Here is a 1,597-nt window from a genome sequence, read left to right on the forward strand (position 1 = left end):
TGCAAATTTCTCTATTCACAACTGCCTCCTAACCGACGCACTATTGCCAAATCATATCAAACAATCTGTGTGAACACTTGCAACTTCATTTAAGGTAAGGAGGTGATCCAACCGCAGGTTCCCCTACGGTTACCTTGTTACGACTTCACCCCAGTCATGAATCATACCGTGGTGAACGCCCCCCTTGCGGTTAAGCTATCCACTTCTGGTACAACCCACTCCCATGGTGTGACGGGCGGTGTGTACAAGGCCCGGGAACGTATTCACCGCAACATTCTGATTTGCGATTACTAGCGATTCCGACTTCATGGAGTCGAGTTGCAGACTCCAATCCGGACTTAGATGCACTTTCTGAGATTGGCTTACCCTCGCAGGTTCGCTACCCTCTGTATGCACCATTGTAGCACGTGTGTAGCCCTACTCGTAAGGGCCATGATGACTTGACGTCATCCCCACCTTCCTCCGGTTTATCACCGGCAGTCTCCTTTGAGTTCCCGACCTAATCGCTGGCAACAAAGGATAAGGGTTGCGCTCGTTGCGGGACTTAACCCAACATTTCACAACACGAGCTGACGACAGCCATGCAGCACCTGTCTCTAAGTTCCCGAAGGCACAAGACTATCTCTAGTCTCTTCTTAGGATGTCAAGAGTAGGTAAGGTTCTTCGCGTTGCATCGAATTAAACCACATGCTCCACCGCTTGTGCGGGCCCCCGTCAATTCATTTGAGTTTTAACCTTGCGGCCGTACTCCCCAGGCGGTCGATTTATCACGTTAGCTACGGGCACCAAGCTTAAAGCCCAATCCCCAAATCGACAGCGTTTACGGCGTGGACTACCAGGGTATCTAATCCTGTTTGCTCCCCACGCTTTCGCACATGAGCGTCAGTACATTCCCAAGGGGCTGCCTTCGCCTTCGGTATTCCTCCACATCTCTACGCATTTCACCGCTACACGTGGAATTCTACCCCTCCCTAAAGTACTCTAGTTGTCCAGTCTGAAATGCAATTCCCAGGTTGAGCCCAGGGCTTTCACACCTCACTTAAACAACCGCCTGCGTGCCCTTTACGCCCAGTTATTCCGATTAACGCTCGCACCCTCCGTATTACCGCGGCTGCTGGCACGGAGTTAGCCGGTGCTTCTTCTGTGACTAACGTCAATTGTAACGGGTATTAACCATTACACCTTCCTCATCACCGAAAGAACTTTACAACCCGAAGGCCTTCTTCATTCACGCGGCATGGCTGCATCAGGGTTTCCCCCATTGTGCAATATTCCCCACTGCTGCCTCCCGTAGGAGTCTGGACCGTGTCTCAGTTCCAGTGTGGCTGGTCATCCTCTCAGACCAGCTAGAGATCGACGGCTTGGTGAGCCGTTACCTCACCAACTACCTAATCCCACTTGGGCTCATCTTATGGCAAGAGCTTTCGCCCCCTTTAGTCCGCAGACATTACGCGGTATTAGCTACCGTTTCCAGTAGTTATCCCCCTCCATAAGCCAGATTCCCAAGCATTACTCACCCGTCCGCCACTCGTCAGCAAGAGAGCAAGCTCTCTTCTGCTACCGTTCGACTTGCATGTGTTAAGCCTGCCGCCAGCGT

At 51.9% G+C, this 1,597-nt stretch carries 1 rRNA gene; it reads right to left on the reverse strand.

The features are described from left to right. Positions 1-95 precede the first annotated feature (95 nt). Positions 96-1,597: ribosomal RNA gene (locus tag RO21_RS09680) — 16S ribosomal RNA — on the reverse strand; the annotation flags it as partial.

Source organism: Muribacter muris, assembly GCF_001038205.1.
In the GTDB taxonomy this organism is placed as follows: Bacteria; Pseudomonadota; Gammaproteobacteria; order Enterobacterales; family Pasteurellaceae; genus Muribacter; species Muribacter muris.